This window comes from Kitasatospora sp. NPDC056446 (assembly GCF_042796115.1).
In the GTDB taxonomy this organism is placed as follows: domain Bacteria; phylum Actinomycetota; class Actinomycetes; order Streptomycetales; family Streptomycetaceae; genus Kitasatospora.
This window is the reverse complement of record NZ_JBHTRF010000025.1, coordinates 39,490-53,520: the sequence shown is the minus strand read 5'-3', so window position 1 is coordinate 53,520 and position 14,031 is coordinate 39,490. Positions and strand designations below refer to the sequence as shown.

Annotated in this window: 13 protein-coding genes; 3 read left to right on the top strand and 10 right to left on the bottom strand. The window is 73.5% G+C overall.

Annotated elements, in window-relative coordinates:
* Window positions 1–5: 5 nt before the first annotated feature.
* From ACFQ6N_RS17855 to ACFQ6N_RS17810, 10 genes are all read right to left on the bottom strand, one after another.
* Window positions 6–413, bottom strand: a complete 408-nt coding sequence (locus ACFQ6N_RS17855; RefSeq protein WP_380650004.1) for a GntR family transcriptional regulator — start codon at window positions 411–413, stop codon at window positions 6–8.
* Between the two features lie 120 nt (window positions 414–533).
* The gene (locus ACFQ6N_RS17850) at window positions 534–2,030 is read right to left on the bottom strand and encodes a DUF2079 domain-containing protein (RefSeq protein ID WP_380650002.1); all 1,497 of its coding nucleotides are present in this window, start codon (window positions 2,028–2,030) and stop codon (window positions 534–536) included.
* 153 nt (window positions 2,031–2,183) lie between these two features.
* Entirely contained in the window at window positions 2,184–3,539 is a 1,356-nt protein-coding gene (locus ACFQ6N_RS17845) for an amidase family protein (RefSeq protein ID WP_380650000.1), read from the bottom strand.
* Window positions 3,540–3,901: 362 nt separating this feature from the next.
* A complete protein-coding gene (locus tag ACFQ6N_RS17840; protein WP_380649998.1) occupies window positions 3,902–4,810 on the bottom strand; it encodes a RimK family alpha-L-glutamate ligase in 909 nt (302 codons plus the stop codon).
* Window positions 4,811–4,875: 65 nt separating this feature from the next.
* A complete protein-coding gene (locus tag ACFQ6N_RS17835; RefSeq protein ID WP_380649996.1) occupies window positions 4,876–5,622 on the bottom strand; it encodes an SDR family oxidoreductase in 747 nt (248 codons plus the stop codon).
* A gap of 69 nt (window positions 5,623–5,691) precedes the next feature.
* On the bottom strand, window positions 5,692–6,912 hold the full coding sequence (locus ACFQ6N_RS17830) for a homoserine O-acetyltransferase (RefSeq protein WP_380649994.1): 1,221 nt from the start codon (window positions 6,910–6,912) through the stop codon (window positions 5,692–5,694).
* 18 nt (window positions 6,913–6,930) lie between these two features.
* Entirely contained in the window at window positions 6,931–7,905 is a 975-nt protein-coding gene (gene cysK / locus ACFQ6N_RS17825) for a cysteine synthase A (protein WP_380649992.1), read from the bottom strand.
* Window positions 7,892–8,776, bottom strand: coding sequence for a diaminopimelate epimerase (gene dapF / locus ACFQ6N_RS17820; protein WP_380649990.1), 885 nt, complete (start codon window positions 8,774–8,776; stop codon window positions 7,892–7,894). Before dapF ends, cysK begins: the two co-directional genes overlap by 14 nt.
* The gene (locus tag ACFQ6N_RS17815) at window positions 8,773–9,594 is read right to left on the bottom strand and encodes an arginase family protein (RefSeq protein ID WP_380649988.1); all 822 of its coding nucleotides are present in this window, start codon (window positions 9,592–9,594) and stop codon (window positions 8,773–8,775) included. Before ACFQ6N_RS17815 ends, dapF begins: the two co-directional genes overlap by 4 nt.
* A 97-nt stretch (window positions 9,595–9,691) precedes the next feature.
* Window positions 9,692–10,441, bottom strand: a complete 750-nt coding sequence (locus ACFQ6N_RS17810; RefSeq protein WP_380649987.1) for a YqcI/YcgG family protein — start codon at window positions 10,439–10,441, stop codon at window positions 9,692–9,694.
* 850 nt (window positions 10,442–11,291) lie between these two features.
* On the opposite strand from ACFQ6N_RS17810, the gene ACFQ6N_RS17805 reads away from it, so the two are divergent.
* From ACFQ6N_RS17805 to ACFQ6N_RS17795, 3 genes are all read left to right on the top strand, one after another.
* Complete coding sequence (locus ACFQ6N_RS17805) at window positions 11,292–12,278, top strand: transcriptional regulator (RefSeq protein WP_380649986.1); 987 nt, start codon at window positions 11,292–11,294, stop codon at window positions 12,276–12,278.
* 262 nt (window positions 12,279–12,540) lie between these two features.
* On the top strand, window positions 12,541–13,461 hold the full coding sequence (locus ACFQ6N_RS17800) for a phytanoyl-CoA dioxygenase family protein (RefSeq protein ID WP_380649985.1): 921 nt from the start codon (window positions 12,541–12,543) through the stop codon (window positions 13,459–13,461).
* A 48-nt stretch (window positions 13,462–13,509) separates the two neighbouring features.
* Complete coding sequence (locus ACFQ6N_RS17795) at window positions 13,510–13,983, top strand: GNAT family N-acetyltransferase (RefSeq protein WP_380649984.1); 474 nt, start codon at window positions 13,510–13,512, stop codon at window positions 13,981–13,983.
* The last annotated feature ends 48 nt before the right edge of the window (window positions 13,984–14,031 follow it).

Sequence of the window (14,031 nt, the reverse complement as noted above, 5' to 3'; positions counted from 1 at the left end):
CGTTCTCAGTTCGGTGTTGCCGGGGAGACCCCGGTGTCGAAACGCTGCTCCAGGACGGAGGTCATCAGCGCGGCGATGTCCTCGCGCTCCAGCCCGGCCCCGGCGGCGCGGTCCACCCAGCCGACCAGGTCCGCGCGCAGCGGACCGTCGGCCGCCGCCTCCGGCCGGGCGAGCGAGCGCCGGACGAAGGTGCCGAGCCCCGGGCGGGGCTCGACCAGCCCCTCGCGTTCGAGCTCGCGGTAGGCCTTCAGCACGGTATTGGGGTTGATCGCGGTCAGCTCGACCACCTCGCGGGCGGTCGGCAGCTTGTCCCCGGGCTGCAGCTGACCGAGCCGCAGGGCCTGCTTGGTCTGCTGCACGATCTGCTGGTAGGTGGAGACGCCGCTGCGCCGCTCGATGCGGTACTCGATCACCGACGTTCCGGCCTTTCACTAGTTCAATAGCGGAATGGTGGCCCACAGCGGCGCAGCGGTCAAGCCGGACCCGGGGAGGGGAGGGGTGAAGCGGGCGGGGGTGCGGCGGAGCGGCCCGGGTCAGGGGCGTTTGAGCAGGAGCAGGCCGTCCCGGTCGACCAACGGCCGGTAGCCGGACCCCCGGTACACCGTCAGCATCCGGGTGGTGTCGGCGACGGCGCACGGGGCCTGCACGCTGGGGTCGCGCAGGTCGACGGCCACCCACTCCGGCCCCGGCCCGACCGGCTCCCGGCACACCAGGGTGACCTCCGCCCGGTCGGTCAGCTGGGCGGCCAGCCGGTTGGAGGCGGCCACCGTGGCGTCGTCCGGTATCAGCCGGAGCATCGTCCGGGTGTCGGTCAGCCGGGGCGAGGTGCCCCAGGCCTCGGGCATCACCACCTCGTGCAACGGGTAGAGCGGCAGCGTCACGGCCGTCACCAGGGCGCTGACCGCGAGCGCGCGCCGGGCCCGCCGGGTCAGCGGGGCCCGCCGGGACGGCGGGGCGGAGGGGGTGTCGGCGGGGCGCGGCCCGCCGGCGCGGCGCAGGGCGTCGACCAGGGCGGCGATCGCGATCGGCATCAGTACCGCGCTGTAGTGGTAACTGACGCCCCAGTAGTGCGGGTTGGACGAGGAGAGCCGCCAGGCCAGGGTGGGCAGGCAGAGCAGGAAGAGCGGTGAGCGCACGCCGAGGAATCCGGCGGTGGCGGCGAGCAGGAACAGCAGCAGCCACTTGACCGGCGGCCACCCGAGCCGCAGCGGCAGCGCCCACACCGAGGGCTGCCCGCCGCCGTCCAGCTGCTGCCAGTAGTCGAAGCCGCCGCTCGGGTTGAAGGCGGGCAGCAGCACCAGCACGGTGAGCGCGGTCGCGGCGGCGCCGACGGCGGCGAGGGCGAGCCCGGGCAGCGGGGTGCGCCGGTCCTGCCGGGCCTGCCAGGCGATCAGCAGGCCGACGGCGGCCACCGTCAGGCCCAGGTCCTCCTTGACCAGCAGCAGTGGCAGCGACCAGAGCGCGGCGGCCAGCGGCCGGCGGCGGCCGAGCGCGGTGGCGGCGAAGGCCAGCAGCGGGACGGCGAACGCGATCTCGTGGAAGTCGTCGGCCGCCGCCCGGACGATGCCCCAGGAGGCCCCGGTCGCGCAGCCGACGATCAGGGCCGCGCGCGGCCCGGCCACCTCGTGGGCCCAGCGGGTGAGCGGGACGACGGCCGGCGCCATCAGCAGTGCCTGGGCGACCACCAGGGTGAGCGGCGAGGGGAAGGCCCGGTACGCGGGGGCGAGGGTGGCGATCAGCGGGTGGAAGTGGTCCCCGAGCAGGTGGTAGCCGGGCCCCTTGAGCGGCACGATCGGCGCCCGGCCGTGGGCGTACGCCCGGACGGCCTGCTCGAAGATGCCCAGGTCGTAGGCCTTGCTGAGGCCCCGTCGGTGGCGGTTGACGGCGACACAGGTGTAGAGCGCGGCGAAGGCCGCCGCGAGCCCCCAGGCCAGGACGGCGGGGCGGCGCGCGAGCGCGGCCGTGAGACGGCGGGGGCTCGCGGCCGGCTGGGGGCGCGGTGAACCGGCACGGACGAGGGCCATGGTCATCGGCAAAGTACCCTTTCACTATTCGATTAGTGGAAGGGTGGTGGAAGTCCGGGCGGGCGTCAACTCCGGGCAGGCGTCAACTCCGGGCAGGCGTCAACTCCGGGCCCGTGCCGTGCACACGTGTCTGCGCACGGCCGGGCACATGTATGCGTGCTACCCGCGCCGCAGCAGGGCCTCGACCCGGGCGGCCACCGACAACAGGTCCCGGTCGGCCAGCCGGGGCCCGATGAGCTGGAGGCCGACCGGCGGGGACGCGGTGACCGGGAGCGGCACCGTCACCGAGGGCAGGCCGGCGGTGGCGGCGGGGGAGGTGTTGCGGATCAGGGTGAAGAACGTCGGCACGTCCTGCCCGTTGAGCGGCAGGGAGTCCTCGAAGCGGCGCAGCGGCCGGGCGCACACCGGGACGGTGGGGCTCAGGACCGCGTCCAGGCGGTGGACGGCGAAGAGGTCCGCGTAGGCGGCCTGGAGCACGCGGCGCTGCGCGAGCGCCCGCTGGAGGACCGCGGGCCCCGGGTACCCCGGGCCGGTGGGCAGGGCGGTGGCCTTGAGCATCTCCGCGATGACCGGGTCGCCGGCCGCGTCGAGGACCTCGACCGGGGTCACTCCGGCGCCGTACTCGTCGAGGTGGGCGCCCAGCGCGGCGGCGAACTCGCCGAAGACCAGCGGGAACCCGATCCGGGAGTCGTGCTCGACCAGGTGGGCCGTGTCCACCGGGACCCAGGTGACCGGCTCCGTGGTGAGCCGGCCGACGGCCCGCTCCCAGGCGGCCCGGACCGGGCCCTCCAGGTCCTCGGTGAACACGTGCCTCGGCAGGCCCAGCCGGAGCGGGCGGCCCGGGTCCCGAGGGGCGCCGGTCTCCCCGGTGACGAGCGTGTCGAGGGCCGTCAGGCGGTCGAGGGTGTCCGCCATCGGCCCGGCGGTGTCCCGGGTGGGGCACAGCGGTGTGACGCCCGCCGAGGGGTAGCGCCCGGCGCTGGGGCGCAGGCCGTAGATCCCGTTGAGGGCGGCCGGGATGGTGACGGAGCCTCCGGTGTCGGTGCCGAGCCCGGCGTCCGCGATGCCGGCGGCCACCGCGGCGGCCGTCCCGCCGCTGCTGCCGCCCGCGAAGAGCGCCGGGTCGGTGCCGTTGCCGACGGCGCCGAAGGCGTGGTTGCAGGAGGTGGCGCCCAGCGCCAGCTCGTGCATGTTCGTCTTGCCCAGGACGATCGCCCCGGCCGCGCGCAGCGCCCGGACGACGGGCGCGTCGGCCGCGGGGACGAAGTCCCTCAGCGCGGGGGTGCCGGCGGTGTTGGGCAGGCCCGCGACGTGGATGTTGTCCTTGACGACGAGGCACCAGCTCGGGCCGCCGCCCCCGGGGCCCCGGGCGTCGTGGCGGTCCGCCTCGGCGAGCGCCCCCTCGCCGTCGAGCGTGATGAACGCGTTGAGGTGGTCGTGCGCGGCGGCCCGGTCGAGTGCCGCCGACACCACCTCCCGCGCGGGGACCCGGCCGGGGGCTTCCGGACTGGCCATGACGTCGTCTCCCTTGTCTCGCATGCCGTGCTCGTCTCGCATCTCGTGCTCGTCCCGGTGTTCACGCGTCCGGTCGGTCGGGGGTGCGGCCCCGCCCCGGGCGGCGTCGGCGGGGCATGTCCGGCTGCGGGCGGCTGGCAGCCGGATCATTGCATGTTCAACCATCTGTTGGGAGTGCAGATCCGGTCAAACACGTGTGCCCGGCCGAGGCACGTGGCGAGTGCGGATTCCGTCACCACAGTGACAGGTGACGCGGGGCGGGGCACGTGGCACGCCGTACGGCAGGCTCCCCGAGCGCGTCCGGACGTTCTACACCTGCCCGGCCGTCGACCTCGGCTCGTGGCCGCAACCGCCCACCGCCGTTACGCCCCGGGCGACGTGAGCCGATCGGCCAGCACCTCGGCGAGGCGCAGCGCGCTGTCCGGGCCGAAGTCCAGGTTCAGCGAGGGCTCGCACAGTTCCATCTCCAGCACCATCGGGGTGCCGTCCGGCCCGCGGAGCAGGTCGACCCGGCCGCAGACCAGTGGGCGGTCGAGGCCCACGGCCGCCGCGGCGGCGGCCAACGCGGCCGCCCCGACGGCGCGTTCGTCCTCGTCGGCGGCGCGGGCCGTGCGGAAGTCCAGCGTGGGTACGTGCACCGTGCCGTCCGGGAGGAGCATGGCGCCCTTGCGGATGGCGTGGCTGTAGACGCCGTCGAAGAAGGTCAGGTCGGTCTCGCCATGCCGGTCGACGGACTCCACGTAGGGCTGGAGGACGGCGTGGCTGCCGTCAGCGAGCAGCCACCCGATGTGACGGGCCGCCTCCTCCCCCTCCGAAGCGGCGAAGCGGCGGACGTTCTTGGAGTAGCAGGCGTCGTTCGGCTTGACGACGAATCCGGCGGCCCGCGGGTGGGTGGCGAGGAAGTCCCGGACCGCCGGGAGCGCGGCCGCGCCCGGTTCGACGATCGTGGTCGGGACGACCGGCACCCCCGCGGCGGCGAGTTCGGCCAGGTAGCGCTTGTCGAGCGCCCAGCGGACCAGGGGCGGCGGGGTGAGCAGGCGGGTCACGCGGGAGACGCGGTCGCAGAAGTCCAGGAACTCGGCCCGCCGGTCCGCCCAGGTCCAGGGCGAGCGGAACAGGACGGCCTCGAAGCGGGACCAGTCGACGGCCCCGTCGTCCCAGTGGCACACCTCGGCGGCGAGGCCGACCGTGTCGCACGCGGCCAGCAAGGGGGGCATGTCGTGGTCGAGCGGGAGGCTCACGGCGTCGGTGACCAAGGCGAGGGTACCCATGGGGCGCGTCCAATCGTGGGGGAGCGGAGGAGTCGGCCGTTCGGTGGGGCGGGGCGAGCGGTCGGCTACCAGGGCACGACGTTCCCCAGGTGCACATAGGTTCCGGTCGGGCCGTCGTCGGGCAGCAGGGCCATGGCGACGCTGGTGGCGGCGCCCTCCGGGATCTCCAGGTCGCCCGCGCCGTCGTTCATGCCGGTCTTGGTGTACCCGGGGTGGACGGCGTTCACCTTGACCGGGGTGTCGCGCAGCTCGTAGGCGAGGTGCACCGTCCAGGAGTTCAGGGCGCTCTTGGAAGCGCTGTACGCCGGAAGCGACTTGAAGGTGTCGCTGTAGGCGTACGAGGCCGGGTCGGTGTGCGTGGTCAGGGAGGCGAGGAGGCTGGAGACGTTGACGATGCGGCCGGCCGGCGAGCTCCGGATCAGGGGCAGCAGCGCGACGGTCGTCTCGACGACGCCGAACAGGTTGGTGTCGAAGGTCCGGCGCCAGCGGTCGAGCGGCTGCTCGGAGGGCCGTCGGCCGTACTCCTCGATGCGGATCGCCGCGTTGTTGACCAGGATGTCGAGGCGGCCGTGCCGGCCGGTGATCTCGGCTGCCGCGGCGGCGATGCTGTCGGTGCCGGTGACGTCGAGCACCAGGGGTTCGACGTCCAGGCCGTCGTCGCGCAGGGCCGTCGCCGCCCGGGTGACGGCGTCGGGGTCGCGGCCGCTGAGGAGCACCCGGCTGCCGTGCTCGGCGAGCCGGCGGGCGATTTCGAGGCCCATGCCGCGGTTCGCGCCGGTGACGAGGGCCAGGGTGCGGGGCTGCGCGGACACGGTGGTCTCCGTCTCGTTCGGTGTGAGAGCGCCCTGATGGGCCAATAGTTGACGACCCATCAGTGACGGTCAGTGGGCGAGTGCCAGGAACTTCGCCACCGGCGGACCGAAGCGCTCGATGTCGACGAGGAAGGCGTCATGGCCGACCGGGGTGTCCACCGGCAGGAAGGTGACCTCGGTCCCGCCGGCCGAGAGCCCGGCGGCGATCTCTGCCTGCTGCCGGAGGGGGAACAGGGTGTCGGTGCGCGCACCCATCACCAGGGCCTTGCCGAGGCGCAGCCGCGCCAGCGCCCGGGCGACGCCGTCGGGTCCGTCCCGGCCGCCGGAGCTGTCGGGACCGCCGGAGCTGTCGGGGCCGCCGGGACCGCCGGAGCCGTCGGGGGCACCCAGGTCGAACTGGTCCATGGCGTGGCTGAGGTAGAGGTAGCTGTTGGGGTCGAACCGGGCGGCGAAGCGGCGGGCCTGGAATTCGAGGTACCGCTCGACCTCGAACGCCGCCTCGAACGTCGCCCTGGGTGCCGACCCGAACGTCGCCTCGAACTCCGCCCGCCCGGCCGAGTCCGCCGCGTCCGTGCGGGCCCGCCCGAACCGGGCGTCCCACTCCCGGGCGGAGCGGTAGGTGATCATGCCGAGCTTGCGGGCGGTGACCATGCCCTGCCGGGGAGGGTCCTGCTCGCTGTAACGGCCGCCGCGCCAGCGCGGATCGGAGCGGATCGCCTCGCGTTGCAGGGAGCGGACCGCGATCGCGTACGGCAGCGCGTGCACGGCCCCGGAGAGGTTGATGTGGGTGCGGGCCAGCCCGGGGTGCCGGGCGAGCAGGGCCAGCGCGGTCATCCCGCCCATCGAGGTGCCCACCACGCAGGCCAGCCGGGTGATGCCGAGGGCCCGCACGGTGTGGGCCGCGGCGTCGGCGATGTCCTCGATGGCGAGCTCCGGGAAGGAGAGCCGGTAGGGCTCGCCGGTGCGCGGGTCGATCGACGCGGGGCCGGTGGAACCCTTGCAGCTGCCCAGGGAGTTGACGCAGACCACGTACCAGAGGTCGGTGTCCACGGGCCGGCCCGGTCCGACCATGCCCTCCCACCAGCCGGGGCAGGGGTCCTCGGGGCCCGACGCCGCGTGGGCGTCGGGCGAGAGGCCGGTGAGGAGCAGGACGGCGTTGTCGCGTTCCGGGTTGAGCCGCCCGAGGGCCTCGTAGGCGATGCGTGCCCCGGTGAGGGTGCCGCCGTTGCGCATCGGGAAGCCGGTGGGCAGGTCGACGTAGCGGGTGGCCCGCGGGATGAACTCGCTCATGCGCCTGCTCCCGTCGGGTCAGTTGCCGGACCCGGCGTCCAGCGAGGCCAGCCACTCGTCGTCGGAGCCCTCGTTCACCCCGTCGAACAGGAAGGTGGACAGGTAGCGTTCGCCGGTGTCCGGCAGCATGGCGAGCAGGACGGATCCCTCGGGCGCCTCCTCGGCGACCCGCAGGGCGGTCGCCAGTGTGGCGCCGGCGGAGATCCCGGCGAAGATCCCCTCCTCGGCGGCCAGGCGGCGGGCGGTGTCGCGGGCCACCGTCTCGTCCATGGTCACCAGGTCGTCGATGACGCTGGGGTCGAGCACGCCGGGGACGAAGTTGGGGGCCAGGCCCTGGATCCGGTGGGTGTTCCACTCCCGGCCGGCCAGTACGGCGGCGTTGCCGGGTTCGAGGACGACGACGCGCACCTCCGGGCGGGCGAGCTTCAGCATCTGGCCGACGCCGGTGAGCGTGCCGGTGGTGCCGAAGCCGGTGACGAAGTAGTCGAGGCGCTTTCCGGCGAAGTCGCCGAGGATCTCGGCGGCCGTGGTCTCGCGGTGGTAGGCGGGGTTCGCCGGGTTGTCGAACTGCCGGGCGCGGAACCACCCGTGCTTCGCGGCCAGTTCGTCGGCTATCCGGTTGCCGCCCTTGCTGCCCTCGGATCCGGGGAAGAGGAGGACCCGGCCGCCGTAGGCGCGGATCAGCTTGCGCCGTTCGACCGAGTAGGTGTCGCCCATGACGGCCACGAACCGGTAGCCGCGGGCGGCGGCCACCATCGCCAGGGCGATGCCGACGTTCCCGGAGGTGCATTCGACGATGGTGTCGCCGGGTTTGAGTTCGCCCTTCGCCTCGGCGTCCAGGACGACGGAGAGCGCGAGCCGGTCCTTGACCGAGCCGCCGGGGTTGAAGGACTCCACCTTCACGTAGACGCTGGTGTGGTCGGGGGCCATCCGGTTCAGCCGGACGATCGGGGTGCGGCCGATGGTGTCGAGGATGCTGTCATACAGAGGCAAGGGGGAAGTGTCCTTCGTAGGCGAATGCGGTGGGGCCGGTCAGGAGCAGGTCCGCGGTGTCGTCCGGCCAGCTGATCCGGAGTTCGCCGCCGGGCATGAGGACGGACACGTCGCGGTCGACGCGGCCGAGCCGCATCAGTACGGCTGCGGCGGCGCAGGCGCCGCTGCCGCAGGCGGGGGTCTCGCCGGCGCCGTACTCGTGGACCCGCAGGCGTACCCGGTCGCGGGCCTCCACCGCGGCGAAGCCCACGTTGACCGTGGGCAGGAACAGGCCCGAGTCCCGGACGAGCCGGCCGATCCGGGCGACGGGCGCGGTGCGGGGGTCGTCGACCTCGATCACGGCGTGCGGGTTGCCGACCGAGACGGCGGCGAACCGGACGGCGGTCCCGTCCGCCAGGACGGCTTCGTAGCCGTCCTGTTCGCGGTCGTAGCCGAACAGCGGGACCTGCTCGGGGGCGAACCGCGGCACGGCGAGGGCGATGCGGAAGGCGCCGTTGTCGAGTACGTCGACCCGGTGCGTCCCGCTGGGGCTGTCCAGGTCGAACCGGGGGCCGGCGGCCAGGCCCGCGCGGACCAGCCAGGCCGCGACGCAGCGGGCGCCGTTGCCGCACTGCGCCGACGGTGATCCGTCCGCCGTCCAGATGCCGAAGGAGGCGGCGGCGGTGGCGCTGCGCGGTGGCCGGACGCCGAGGACCAGGTCGCAGCCGACGCCCAGGCGGCGGTCGGCCAGCGCCCGGCACAGCTCCGGTGACGGGTCGGGCGCGTCGCGCAGGTCGAGCACCACGAAGTCGTTCCCGGCGCCGTGCATCTTGCTGAACGGGAGGGTGGCCGGGCCGGGGTGTGCGGCGCGGGCCGGGGGCGCGGTCGTCACCGCCGGGCCCGGACGGACTCGAACGCGGGGGCGACCATGTCGAGGATGACGCCGACCGCGGCGTCGGCCCGGTCGCTGTCCGCCGGGGCGTTGAGCTCGCCGATCTCGACGCCGATCAGCCGGTCGGCGGGGATCGCTTCGAAGATGTCCCGGATCTGGGCCGGGAGCATGCCGTCCGGCACGGTGTAGTCGGCGGGTACGGAGCCAGGGTCGAGCACGTCCCAGTCGATGTGGACCCAGACCGGCGCGTCGCCGACGGCGGCGAGCACCGCGTCCGCCGTGGCCTCCTTCGGGGGGATGACCCGTACGCCGGCCGCGTGGATGAGGTCCCGTTCCCGGGCGTCGATGTCGCGGGAGCCGACCAGGACGGCCTGTTCGGGGCGGAGCCCGGCGCCGTGTCCGCTGTCCCACAGCCCGCACGCGCCGGAGAGCACCATGCCGCCGAGGTACCCGGTGTCGGTGGTGTCCGGGGTGTTGAAGTCGCCGTGCCCGTCGACGTAGAGCACGACGGCGTCGGGGTGCTCGCGGGCCACCGCGGGCAGCGTGGCGAGGCCGACCGAGCAGGTGTTGGCGACCACGGTGGTGAGGTGGCCGCCGCGCAGGCTCCGGGTGACGGCCTCGCCCAGTCCGAGCAGGGTCTCCCGGGCCTGGGGGAGGCTGACCCGCCAGTCGTCCCGCGCGGGCGGCGCGGGTGTGCCGATGTACCGGCCCTTCAGCCGGTAGCGCTCCTCCAGCGCCCGTGCGGTGCGCGCCGCGCCCTCGATCATCCAGGCGGCCCGGTCGGCCACACGGCCCTGGGAGACGATCAGGTCAATCATCGGTCGGGACTACCTCTCTCACGCGGGCGTGCCGCGTCGCGTCGTTCGGTCGGGATCCGGGTGGGGACGGGGGCTGTGCGGTCCGGGCAGGGCCGGTTCAGGCGCCGCGGAAGGCGAACGGGCACCGGTCGGTGCGGTCCCGGTTCTCCTCGACGAGGCCGTACTGGAGCCATTCGAGCGCGCCGGCGCCGTACGAGCCGAGCTGCGGGGCGTGCGGGGTGCCGTCGTAACGGCCGATCCGGCCGCGGATGTTGGCGCGGACCTTGCGGCCGCTCGGGGTGTCGCCGGCGAACACGTCGAAGCGTTCGCGCGGGTTGATGACGAGGGCGAAGTGCCGGCCGAGGTTGCGGCTGCGGCGCACCCGGTGGGCGGGGCTGCTCATGTTGACGAAGAGGGCCATGCCGTTGAAGCACAGGGACCAGGACGCCGATTCGGGGTCCTTGCCGACCCCCTCGGGCCACGGCTCCGGGTCCCGGGCGTGCAGGTCCTGGAGGACCCGCCAGCCGAAGGCGTGGTGGCCGGCCAGGGAGCTTGTCGGCACGGCGTCGGGTGCGAACACGGCGACGAGCGGGTACGCCGTGTCCAGGGTGTCGTCCCACCGCCGGGACAGTTGGACGTAGTCCGTGAGCCCGGTGCCCAGCTGTTCGATCCCGCGCGGTCCGCCGTCGTCGGCGAAGACGAACCTCAACAGCCCCTTGCGGTAGGCGTTCCGGGCGAACACGCAGGGGAAGCCGGGGTCGGTGAGCCGGGCTCCGACGTCCCGGAGGGCGTTGCGGCGCCATCCGGGTCCGACGTCGCCGGCCTCGGCCTGGGGCACGAGCGCCGGCGGCGTTCCTGAGTTCTTCATGGGGAGGAATCCCTCTCCTCGGCGCAGAGTCCGGCCTTTCGCGCACGGGGACATGACGGATCGTCACCGCGCGCAGAGGGCTCTGCCGACGTCGGGTCGAAGGTGGGGTGTCCCTAGGCCCTAGGGGGACCGGGGAAGGCGGCGCGGAGACCACGGTGTCGACGGCCGCGCCGTTGGTGGCCCTGGGGCCGGAGGGGCGCCTGGTGAAGGAGGGGCCCAGGGGAGCGGGCGGGAAAACGGCAGCCGTCGGCGGCCGCCGTGACCGAGCCCGCCGGGTCCGAGTATCACAGCACGGGGGCCCCAGCGGTAGTGACCAGACATGTCATGAGAAACACCCCCGGGGGAGCGGGGGCCGTGCCGCGCGGGGCCCGGGCGGACGGAGCGGCTCCGCCGTGCCGCCCGAACTGTTGTCCGCAGTGCGGCCCTGGGCTGGGAGGTTCCCGGCGCGGAGGGTGTCCGGCGCCGGGCCGGGCCGGCCGCCGGGCGCCGCCCCGAGCCGGTCTGCCGGGGCGTTTGAGCACGTCAGAGCGTCTTCTGTCACACCGTCAGTCAGCCGGTTCCAGCTCGACAACTGCGGGAGCGTCGGCCGATGATAATGACAGGGCCCTGACGAGAAGTCGGAGTCCGGCACCCATCAACTGTCAACGCCCCGCGCACCCAGAGCCATCCACAGCCGAGACCCGGCGACCTTCGGCATGGGACGGGGCACACAACACGGTGACACGCGCAGGGGGGAAGGATGCAGCTAGCAGTTGTCGAGAGGGCCGTGGCGGCCCGCTCCGAATCCATGGTGTTGGGCGTGGTGGTGCCGTCCGGGGTCCGGCCGGGGGGCAGGACCGCCAGAGTACGGATGTCCGCGCTCCTGCCCGGTGAGTCGCCCAGGACCGAGGGCGTGGACGAGGAGCACGTCGCCAGGCTGGCCTCCGTGGAGGACCGCCTGCCGCCGATCCTGGTGCGGAGATCCGACCTCGCCGTGATCGACGGCATGCACCGTCTCCAGGCGGCCCGGGCGCGGGGAGAGCAGACGATAGAGGTCGAGTTCTTCGACGGCTCCGACGGTGACGCGTTCCTCCGGGCGGTCGAGGCCAATGTGGCGCACGGCCTTCCGCTCACGCTGAGGGACCGGCGGGCCGCCGCGGCCCGCATCATCGCCACGCATCCGCAGATGTCCGACCGCGCCGTCGCGAAGGCCTCGGGCCTCAGCGCCAAGGCGGTCGCCGGGATCCGGGCGCGTTCAACTGCCGCACCGCCGCAGTTGGATAGGCGGGTCGGCCAGGACGGACGGGTCCGCCCGCTGAACGCCGCCGAGGGCAGGTGGCGGGCGGCGGGCGTGCTGGCGGAGAACCCGAACGCGTCGCTGCGCGAGATCGCGCGCCTCGCCGGGATCTCCCCGGCCACCGCCGGTGACGTGCGGCGACGGGTCCAGGCCGGCCTGCCGCCGGCCGACACCGGGCCCGACACGGCACGTGACGCCCCGTCACCTTTCGCGCCGGGGGAGGCGGGCGCCCCGCGCGCGGATCCGCAGGCGCGGCCCGCCGCGGCGGGCGCCCGCCAGGACGCCGCGCGCCCGGAGCGCCCGGTCGAGCAGCCGCCCGACCTGCTGCTGGCGGCACTGCGACGGGACCCCTCGCTGCGGCTGCGGGAGGAGGGGCGGGGGCTCCTGAGGCTCCTCCAGCACAACGCCGCGGCGGAGTGGTCCGGGCTGAGCAGCGCCGTGCCCGCGCACTGCGAGTCGATGGTGGGCCGGCTGGCCCGTCAGTACGCCGAGCAGTGGCTGAAGTTCGCCGAGCACCTGGAGGAGCGGGACGAGGTCGTCCGGTACGACCCGATGCCGTGACGCCGAATTCCGATATCCGGTGCCCGGCCCGCCGGAAGAGTCCGTGCACGCCCCTGAACACGTTCCGACGGTGGCGCTCACCGGTGGGCGTTGGCTATGTTCGAAGGGAAGTCGTGAGTGCGCCGCATTCCGGCCGCCCGCCGCTGGGGCGCACATCCGGTGGACATTCGTTCGCGCCGTATCGCAGGTATTCACCATTCGACCCCGCTCGGGGCGGGTGCCTGCGGCCGGCCTGGTGGACCAGATCTGGGGGAATTCCTCAATGATTAACCCGGCATTCACTGTCAGTGACGAGGACGCGGAGAGCTTCCGGGAGCACGGATTCCTGAAGCTCAAGCAGGTCTTCTCGGCCGGGCTCGTCGATCACATGAAGAAGCTCAGCACTTCGGAGATCGTCCCGCCCGCCGACAACTACGGCTCGGGCTTCAGCAAGCTCAAGTACGACATCGGCAACGACGACCCGACGCTCCTCGAACTCATGGGTGACGGTGCCTTCGCCGCCGCGATGGCCAAGCTGACCGGCCACAGGGTCTTCTTCACCCAGGGCCTCGGGTTCGAGCTGGAGAAGAACAAGAGCACCGGGTTCCCCTGGCACGTGGGCACCCAGAGCTTCGGCTTCCAGCGCCGCGAGGACGCCGGCTACACGATCTGGACGCCGCTGTCCCCGATCGCCGCCGACGGCCAGCGCGGCGGCATGAAGTACGTCTCCAAGCAGCGGCTGTCCGGCGAGTTCGTCTACCAGCACATCAACCTGCTGCCCGGCTACATGCGCAGCCAGGCGGAGGCCGGCGAGGCGCTCGGCTACGACGACTTCAGCGTGCTGAAGAACAGCCTGCTGAACTCGCCCCAGATGACGGGCCTGCTGGACCACATCGCGGTCGAGGACTCCTTCGAGCCCGGTGACGCCCTGATCTTCGACAAGTACGTCCTGCACCGCAGCGTGCCGCTGGGGGAGGGCCCGATCCCGTCCCGGCTGGCCTACGCCCTGCGCTTCTCCTCGATCGACGCCCAGTACGACAAGGGCCGCGTGGAGGCGCTCGCCTACCCGCGGGTGACCTTCAACTACGACGTGGGCAGCGACTTCAACGAGAAGGTCGCCTCGCACGACGGCGAGCAGGTCTACGCCAGCCCGTACTTCGACGGTTCCCGCGAGGCACGGACGCTGGACGCCCGGAACGGCTGACCCGGACCGGTGGTGACCCCGTCGCACTCTGTGCAGAAGTGGAAGGACATGGAGACCGCCCCGCACGGAGCCTCCGTCCGGATCCGGCCGGCCGCGGCCCCGGACAGCGAGGCGCTGGCGGAGATCGCGCAGGAGGCCTACGGAAAGTACCTCGGCCTGGTGGACGAGCCGCCGGCCCCGCTCCTCCTGGACTACCGGGAGGTCGCCGGGTCCGGCCGGTGCCACGTCGCGGTCTCGGCCGACGGCACGCTCGGCATGGTGACGGTGGAGACGGGCGACCCGTACCTCGTCCTGCGGAACCTCGCGGTGCGGCCGTCCTGCCAGGGGCAGGGCATCGGGAAGCGGCTCGTCGCCCTCGTCGAGGACATGGCGCGGTCCGCCGGACTGCGCGGGGTGCGGCTCTGGACCCGGGTCGAAATGGTCGACAACATCGCCTTTTACCAGGGCCTCGACTACGTCGTCACCCATACCGAACAGGACGAGCACTCGCACCGCGTATTCCTCCGCAAGGAATTCGCCTGAGATCGGACCGGTACGGCGCCGGGCCAAGTCGCGGCAATGTGAAACTCT

Coding starts and splice junctions, on each gene's coding strand:
- ACFQ6N_RS17810 (WP_380649987.1), bottom strand. CDS start 10,441: ATGAAGAACTCAGGAACGCCGCCGGCGCTCGTGCCCCAGGCCGAGGCC.
- ACFQ6N_RS17815 (WP_380649988.1), bottom strand. CDS start 9,594: ATGATTGACCTGATCGTCTCCCAGGGCCGTGTGGCCGACCGGGCCGCC.
- ACFQ6N_RS17840 (WP_380649998.1), bottom strand. CDS start 4,810: ATGGGTACCCTCGCCTTGGTCACCGACGCCGTGAGCCTCCCGCTCGAC.
- ACFQ6N_RS17830 (WP_380649994.1), bottom strand. CDS start 6,912: ATGAGCGAGTTCATCCCGCGGGCCACCCGCTACGTCGACCTGCCCACC.
- ACFQ6N_RS17805 (WP_380649986.1), top strand. CDS start 11,292: ATGTCCGCGCTCCTGCCCGGTGAGTCGCCCAGGACCGAGGGCGTGGAC.
- ACFQ6N_RS17845 (WP_380650000.1), bottom strand. CDS start 3,539: ATGGCCAGTCCGGAAGCCCCCGGCCGGGTCCCCGCGCGGGAGGTGGTG.
- ACFQ6N_RS17850 (WP_380650002.1), bottom strand. CDS start 2,030: ATGACCATGGCCCTCGTCCGTGCCGGTTCACCGCGCCCCCAGCCGGCC.
- ACFQ6N_RS17800 (WP_380649985.1), top strand. CDS start 12,541: ATGATTAACCCGGCATTCACTGTCAGTGACGAGGACGCGGAGAGCTTC.
- ACFQ6N_RS17795 (WP_380649984.1), top strand. CDS start 13,510: ATGGAGACCGCCCCGCACGGAGCCTCCGTCCGGATCCGGCCGGCCGCG.